This is a genomic window from Erythrobacter sp. (assembly GCF_038133525.1).
In the GTDB taxonomy this organism is placed as follows: Bacteria; Pseudomonadota; Alphaproteobacteria; order Sphingomonadales; family Sphingomonadaceae; genus Qipengyuania.
Genome location: NZ_JAYPTL010000103.1, coordinates 1 through 6323, shown reverse-complemented (window position 1 = coordinate 6323; position 6323 = coordinate 1). Strand labels below are relative to the sequence as shown.

Sequence of the window (6323 nt, the reverse complement as noted above, 5' to 3'; positions counted from 1 at the left end):
ATATAGACCCAGGCAAACTGCATTGTATCGGCGCGAAAGCGGCTTATCGATCCGGGGGCGACGGGTGATGTCCTGCGCCATCGAACTGACGATCGAGCGCTCTGTTGTTCTTTGTCCCCGAACGATGATCTCGCGACCGTCTTCGCCGGTGTCCTGAGCGGCTGCGGGTAAGGTGAGGCATGAGCCACAAAGCAGGGCCAATGATAGCAGGCGAATGCTGCGCATAGTTACGTCGAACCTAAGAAGTTGATGAAATCAGTTCTGTTCTTAGGGTCGATGCTTTGGAGTGGTACGCTACAATCGACCAACGGTTGTTCCGTTCCGTTCGACTATCAATGTCGCGTTATTCCCCAATCTCCAGCTTGGTCAGTGTCGGGTCTTCGCCGATCAACACAGTGCCTCCCGCTTCGACTGTTTCTGCTGGCGGCACAGTCGGGTTCGAGGGGTAGGTTTCGCCATCGAACCTGAGCAGTGCAGTTCCCGATGGTGCGCCGCCCCCGGCAAACGCAACCGTCAGATCCTGCCAACCGTTTGAGCTCGTATCCATCACCGTGATCGGGGTGCGCGATACACTGATCTCGCCGACCTTGTGCCACATTGGTCCTGCTTGCGTCAGCACCAGCGTATTGCATCCGCCAGTACCGCAGAAATAAGGGGCGACGAGATGGACGATCGCTTCGTCCGCGCCATCGCCGTCGAGATCCTTCCATGCCAGCGCATACTGCATTGGTCCGGCATCGGGATATTCTTGCAGAAGGAAATGGCGGATGTCTTCTTCGGCGTTCGCGGGTGCGGGCGAAGTGCCCTCAAGTCTCGGCTCGCCTGCTTCATCCTGCTCTGCAGAAGAGCCGCTGCAGGCTGCGAGAGCGATCGATGCAAAAATGATGAGGCGGTTCATGGGCTTGCTCCGGCTCGGTTGTTTCGCGCCGAAGATGCATCAGTGGCGGTGCGGTTACAAGCGCGTGACTTTCCACCGTCGCGATGTGGTCCCTCGCTTGCCTACGCCGCTTTCAGGCCTAGACTCCGACTCGCACGCAAGAAAGGAGCCCATGGCCCGCAAACCTGCCCGGGAGGCGCATCCCGCCTTCGCACCACCGCCCAGCCCGCAGCGCGAAATCCGCCGCGCACAGCTGGACATAAGCTTCGACAACCAGAGCCTGCTTGGCGCGCTCTTCGGCCAGTTCGATGCAAATCTGGTGCAGGTTGAGAACCGGCTGGGGGTATTCATTTCGGCGCGTGGCAACCAGCTCCATATCGAGGGCCCCGAAGACAGCGTGGCCCGCGCGCGTGAAGTGCTGAAGGCAATGTACGATCGGCTGGCCATGGGCCAGGATCTCGACGCGGGCACGATTGAATCGGTCATCGCCATGTCGAACGAGCCGACGCTGGAAGGGATCATCACGGGCAATCTCGACAGCCCGCCGATCATGATCCGGACAAGGCGCAAGACGATCGTTCCGCGTAGCGCGACGCAGGTCGAATATATGCGCAGCCTGGTGCGTGACGACATCATCTTCGCGCTCGGCCCGGCAGGCACCGGCAAGACCTATCTCGCGGTGGCGCAGGCAGTTGCACAGCTGATCACCGGCAGTGTCCAGCGCCTGATCCTGTCTCGGCCGGCGGTCGAGGCGGGTGAGAAGCTGGGCTTCCTGCCCGGCGACATGAAGGACAAGGTCGATCCCTACCTGCGCCCGCTTTACGATGCGCTCTACGATTGCATGCCGCCTGAACAGGTCGAGCGACGACTGGCGAGCGGTGAGATCGAGATCGCCCCTATCGCCTTCATGCGGGGGCGCACGCTGGCCGATGCCTTCGTCATCCTCGACGAGGCGCAGAACACCACGCGCGAGCAGATGAAGATGTTCCTCACCCGCTTCGGCCAGAACAGCCGTATGGTGGTGTGTGGCGACCCGAAGCAGGTCGATATCCCCGGTGGTGACCGCATGAGCGGCCTCGCCGACGCGGTAGACAAACTGGAGGGGATCGAAGGCTTCGGCACGATCCGCTTCACCGCAGCCGACGTTGTCCGCCACCCGATCGTGGGCCGCATCGTCGAAGCCTATGAGGGACCAGCTTCCTGACGTGGAACTCGATATCGAGATCGATGGCTGGCCGGGCGGCTCCGAATGGGCCGAACTGGCAGAACGGGTTGCCGTGGCTGCTTCGGAGATCGAGGCAGCGCTCACAAATCCGCGCCTGAGTGCATCACTGCTGTTCACTTCCGATGCCGAGGTTCACGAATTGAACCGTGAATGGCGGGACAAGGACAAACCGACCAACGTGCTGTCATTTCCGATGTTGGAGCGGGATGAATTGCTCGATATGGCAGCCGACGGGCCCCCGGAGATGCTCGGCGATCTCGCTCTTGCGTTTGAGACGTGCGCGCGCGAAGCCGCGGAAAAAGGCGTGTCGCTGGCCGACCATGCTGCGCACCTGATCGTCCACGGCCTGCTTCACCTGGCAGGTCATGATCATGTCGATAGCGACGAGCAGGCCGAGGTAATGGAAGCGCTCGAAATCGAGGCGCTTGCAAAACTGGGTATCGCCGACCCATATGGGGACCGCAACTGACTGGAGCGCTTTGTTAGGGCCATGCCCGATTCGCCATTACCCGCGGGAGACGCGGACAGTAGAAGCGGGCTTTGGCTCGCAATCCGGAAATTCTTCGACCCCGACCACGGCGAGCGCTCGTTGCGTGCGCAGCTGGAAGAGGCGATCGACGAGCACGAAGGCGAAAACGGGGCCGACACACCAGAACATAGTGGAGGCGGCGACCTGTCTCAGGTCGAGCGCCAGATGCTCCGCAACCTGCTGCATTTCTCTGAGCATGACGCTGACGACGTTGCGGTTCCGCGTGGCGAGATCGTGGCGATCAGGGCCGATGCCAGTTGGGACGAACTGGTCGAAACCTTCGCCGAACATGGGCACTCGCGCATGCCGGTCTATCGCGACCAGCTCGACGATGTGATCGGAATGATCCATCTCAAGGATATCTTCCCCTTCCTGGCGCGGAGAGAGGATCCGCCGGCCGACTGGACGGTGCTGATGCGACAGCCACTCTATGTGCCGCAGACGCGCAATGCGCTCGATGTGCTGGCGGACATGCGCCAGCAGCGCGTCCACCTCGCGATCGTGGTCGACGAATTCTCGGGAACCGACGGCCTGATCACGATCGAAGACCTGGTCGAGGAAATTGTTGGCGAGATCGAGGACGAGCACGACGATGCGCCCGAAGAGTGGATCGTGCCGATCGGCGAGGGAATGTGGGATTGCGATGCCCGCGCGGAACTCGACGACGTGGCCGAGAAGGTTGCACCCGAACTGGCCGAGGTCGCGGAATCGGTCGACACCTTGGGCGGTCTAACCTTTGTCCTGGCCGAACAGGTGCCGCAGGTTGGCGCGGTGGTTGAGCACCCCAGCGGCTGGCGTATCGAGGTGACGGATGGTGATGACACGCATGTGACAAGGCTGCGCCTGCATGCACCATCGGCTGGGGGCAACAGCGACTGATCATAGTTGCAGGAATCCGCACATTGACCCTCGACAGGGGCGGTTTGCGTCCATAGCGTGCAACGAACATGGCGACCCGACGACTCCCCCCTTTGCGGGCGCTTGAAGCGTTCGTGCGTACCGTTCGACTAGGCTCGGCCCGCGCGGCTGCTGACGAACTTGGCCTCAGTCCATCCGCGCTTTCGCGGCGGATCGGAAATCTGGAGGAGTTCGTCGGCAAGAAGCTGTTCACGCGCGCGCGGCAGTCGATGCAACTCACCGATGACGGGCATGCTTTCTACGAAGCGGTCAATCCGCATCTGGAATCCCTGGCCCGGGCGGTGGAGAGCCAGTCCGAGAATCTCTCCTTGCTGCGCCTGCATCTTGGCGTCCTGCCGCTGTTCGGCACCCAGCGCCTGTTCCCGCGGCTCGGCGAGCTGCGAGCGCGGCACCCGTTGCTGCACATCGATATCGATACCGGCCCGCATCTTGAGGATCGCGTTGGTGATGTCCTGGATGCGGCTATTATCCTGTCGCGCGGGCCCGAACGTGGCCTGCACGCTGTGCGGCTGGACTATAACAAGGTGCATGCGATCTGCAGCAAGGAGCTGCGTGAAAAGCTGGGTGACGCACCCAGTCAGGATTTGCTGACCAAGCAGACATTCATGATCCACAACGAACTGCCCGAGAGCTTTTCCGCCTGGAAGGCCGAGATTGGCATGCCTGACCTTGAACCGGCGGCGATCGATCACTTCGATTCCGGCCAGATCATGCTCGAGGCCGCAGCGCAGGGGCTCGGCATCGCGATCATGCATGATGATCACATGCGGCGCGCGCATGACTCGCGGCTGGCACAGGTCTTCGATGTCGAAGTCGAAAGCCCCTATAGCTATTGGTTCGTGTGCAAGCCGACGGCGCTGGAAGAGCGTCCGGTCCGTTTGTTTCACGACTGGCTGGTGGGTGCTGGCCTCTAGTCGGCCGATGGCCTGGGCGGTTCGTAACGGACCGCCGCGACGATATGCTCGAAATGACGCAGCGGCTTGCCCAGGGCTTCCACCAGGGCGGCCTCAATTTCTTCGCGCGCCTTCGTCGCGATTGCCTTGCGACCACGGTGTTCGACCGGGCTGAAAGGTTCGAGGAAGGTAATTTTCAAGAGAAAGCTGCCCCTGCGCGCGAAGACCCGCTTGGCGTTGTTGATCCCGCTTTCTTCGCCGATCCAGCCAACGAACTCGGCGATTTCACCATAATCCAGCAGGACCGGCTGGACGAGCACGCCCGGTGGCGGTGGCTCGAGCACTGACAGCATCGAGGATTTGAAGGGTAGCAGGGACTGGCCGTCGGTGGTCGTGCCTTCCGGAAAGACCGTTACCGACCAGTTGTCTGCCAGGGCTTCCTTGAGTGCGTTGATCTGTTCGGCCACGCCCAGGCGGTTTTCGCGCTTGACGAAGACGGTGCGGTTGAGTCGACACAGCCATCCGATGATCGGTACTTCCGACAATTCCTGCTTGGCGACAAAGGCGGTGCCGCTGGCGCCGGCCAGCGCCAGGATGTCGATCCACGAGACATGGTTGGAAATGAAGAAGACGTCTCGCCGCAGTGGCGTGCCGATGCGCTTTACCCGTGCGCCGACGATCCATGCCGTCCCGCGCAGAAACCACATCGGGAAGGGCGAGCCATAGGCGAAGACCCGATAGAGATAGTGAAGCGGAACGCATACCGCGAGCAACAGAACGATGGCGAAGACGCGCAGGCAGAAGCGCACCCAACCGGCTGGGGAAAGCCGGGTTGGTTCCCCCCGGGCGGCCGCCAGCCGCTGTTCGGAATAGCGCGCCAGGCGCTTCTCAGCCTTCGCGGTCGAGGCGGACGCCATAGAGCTCGAGCCGGTGATCGACGAGGCGATAGCCGAGCTTTTCGGCAATCTGCTTCTGCAATGCTTCGACTTCGGGATCGACAAATTCGATCACCTTGCCGGTTTCGACATCGATCAGGTGATCGTGGTGTGCCTCCGGCGCGGCTTCGTAACGCGCCCTGCCATCGCCAAAATCGTGGCGATCGAGAATGCCCGCTTCTTCGAATAGTCGGACCGTTCGATAAACCGTTGCGATCGAAATCCCCGGGTCGATCTTGTTCGCCCGTTCATGCAGCATTTCGACATCGGGATGGTCTTCGCTTTCCGATAGCACGCGGGCGATAACCCGGCGCTGTTCGGTGATCCTCAGGCCCTTGTCGGCGCATAGCTGCTCGAGATCGATCTTCTGGTGCAAGAGAGCTTCCCAAATGAAAACGCCCCGTACCCATATCGGGCCGGGGCGTCTTGCTCAAGGCGAACCGAAGGGCCCTATGCGGCCTTCTTCTTGCGGCCGCGCTTTTGTCCCGGCTTGCGACCAAGGCCGATCTTCACGGCAAGGTCACGACGGGTGGCGGCGTAATCGGGTGCGACCATGGGATAGTCGGCGGCAAGATTCCAGCGGGCGCGGTACTCTTCAGGAGTCATTCCGTGCTCGGTCGAGAGATGCCGTTTCAGCATCTTCATTTTCTTGCCGCAGTCGAGGCAGACCACGTGGTCCTTCTTGACTGATGCCCTTACGGAAACGGCAGGCTCGAGAGCTTCCGCCGCGGCCGTAGCGACACCGCTAAGACCTGCCAGCGCACCATACACAGTCGAAATCAACGTCGGGACTTCATCCACGGCAACATTGTTATTGCTAACGTGGGCAGCGACGATGTCCGATGTCAGCGTAATCAGCGTCTCGGTCATGTCGGTTTCCAAATTCTCCATTCGCGGGGTCTCCCTTTTAGGCGCGTATACTGCAGGTGCGACCCTGATTGCCTGC

Annotated in this window: 8 protein-coding genes and 1 pseudogene; 4 read left to right on the top strand and 5 right to left on the bottom strand. The window is 61.3% G+C overall.

The genetic code is table 11. The features are described from left to right. A pseudogene (locus tag AAFM29_RS16390) lies at positions 1 to 225 on the bottom strand (hypothetical protein); the annotation flags it as partial. Between the two features lie 118 nt (positions 226 to 343). Further along, positions 344 to 898 carry a hypothetical protein gene (locus AAFM29_RS16385; protein WP_341713823.1) on the bottom strand — a complete coding sequence of 185 codons (555 nt, stop codon included), beginning with the start codon at positions 896 to 898 and terminating at the stop codon, positions 344 to 346. 151 nt (positions 899 to 1049) lie between these two features. Here AAFM29_RS16385 and AAFM29_RS16380 point away from each other — a divergent pair, with 151 nt between their 5' ends. The 4 genes from AAFM29_RS16380 (at position 1050) to AAFM29_RS16365 (ending at position 4463) form a co-directional block, all read left to right on the top strand. After that, positions 1050 to 2081 (top strand): PhoH family protein, encoded by a 1032-nt coding sequence (locus AAFM29_RS16380; protein ID WP_341713822.1) that lies wholly within the window; start codon positions 1050 to 1052, stop codon positions 2079 to 2081. Further along, on the top strand, positions 2062 to 2571 hold the full coding sequence (gene ybeY / locus AAFM29_RS16375) for an rRNA maturation RNase YbeY (protein WP_341713821.1): 510 nt from the start codon (positions 2062 to 2064) through the stop codon (positions 2569 to 2571). Before AAFM29_RS16380 ends, ybeY begins: the two co-directional genes overlap by 20 nt. Before the next feature lie 21 nt (positions 2572 to 2592). Continuing rightward, complete coding sequence (locus AAFM29_RS16370; protein WP_341713820.1) at positions 2593 to 3510, top strand: hemolysin family protein; 918 nt, start codon at positions 2593 to 2595, stop codon at positions 3508 to 3510. A gap of 68 nt (positions 3511 to 3578) precedes the next feature. After that, complete coding sequence (locus AAFM29_RS16365) at positions 3579 to 4463, top strand: LysR substrate-binding domain-containing protein (protein ID WP_341713819.1); 885 nt, start codon at positions 3579 to 3581, stop codon at positions 4461 to 4463. On the opposite strand, the gene AAFM29_RS16360 is transcribed toward AAFM29_RS16365, so the two are convergent. The 3 genes from AAFM29_RS16360 to AAFM29_RS16350 all read right to left on the bottom strand — a co-directional run bounded on the left by AAFM29_RS16360 (position 4460) and on the right by AAFM29_RS16350 (position 6268). Next, on the bottom strand, positions 4460 to 5359 hold the full coding sequence (locus AAFM29_RS16360) for a lysophospholipid acyltransferase family protein (protein WP_341713818.1): 900 nt from the start codon (positions 5357 to 5359) through the stop codon (positions 4460 to 4462). The two genes, AAFM29_RS16365 and AAFM29_RS16360, sit on opposite strands and share 4 nt — an antisense overlap. Beyond that, on the bottom strand, positions 5331 to 5753 hold the full coding sequence (locus AAFM29_RS16355) for a Fur family transcriptional regulator (RefSeq protein ID WP_341713817.1): 423 nt from the start codon (positions 5751 to 5753) through the stop codon (positions 5331 to 5333). The genes AAFM29_RS16360 and AAFM29_RS16355 overlap by 29 nt, the downstream gene beginning before the upstream one ends. Positions 5754 to 5827: 74 nt before the next feature. Next, positions 5828 to 6268, bottom strand: a complete 441-nt coding sequence (locus AAFM29_RS16350; RefSeq protein WP_341713816.1) for a MucR family transcriptional regulator — start codon at positions 6266 to 6268, stop codon at positions 5828 to 5830. Positions 6269 to 6323: the final 55 nt, after the last annotated feature.

Coding starts and splice junctions, on each gene's coding strand:
- AAFM29_RS16385 (WP_341713823.1), bottom strand. CDS start 898: ATGAACCGCCTCATCATTTTTGCATCGATCGCTCTCGCAGCCTGCAGC.
- AAFM29_RS16380 (WP_341713822.1), top strand. CDS start 1,050: ATGGCCCGCAAACCTGCCCGGGAGGCGCATCCCGCCTTCGCACCACCG.
- ybeY (WP_341713821.1), top strand. CDS start 2,062: ATGAGGGACCAGCTTCCTGACGTGGAACTCGATATCGAGATCGATGGC.
- AAFM29_RS16370 (WP_341713820.1), top strand. CDS start 2,593: ATGCCCGATTCGCCATTACCCGCGGGAGACGCGGACAGTAGAAGCGGG.
- AAFM29_RS16365 (WP_341713819.1), top strand. CDS start 3,579: ATGGCGACCCGACGACTCCCCCCTTTGCGGGCGCTTGAAGCGTTCGTG.
- AAFM29_RS16360 (WP_341713818.1), bottom strand. CDS start 5,359: ATGGCGTCCGCCTCGACCGCGAAGGCTGAGAAGCGCCTGGCGCGCTAT.
- AAFM29_RS16350 (WP_341713816.1), bottom strand. CDS start 6,268: ATGGAGAATTTGGAAACCGACATGACCGAGACGCTGATTACGCTGACA.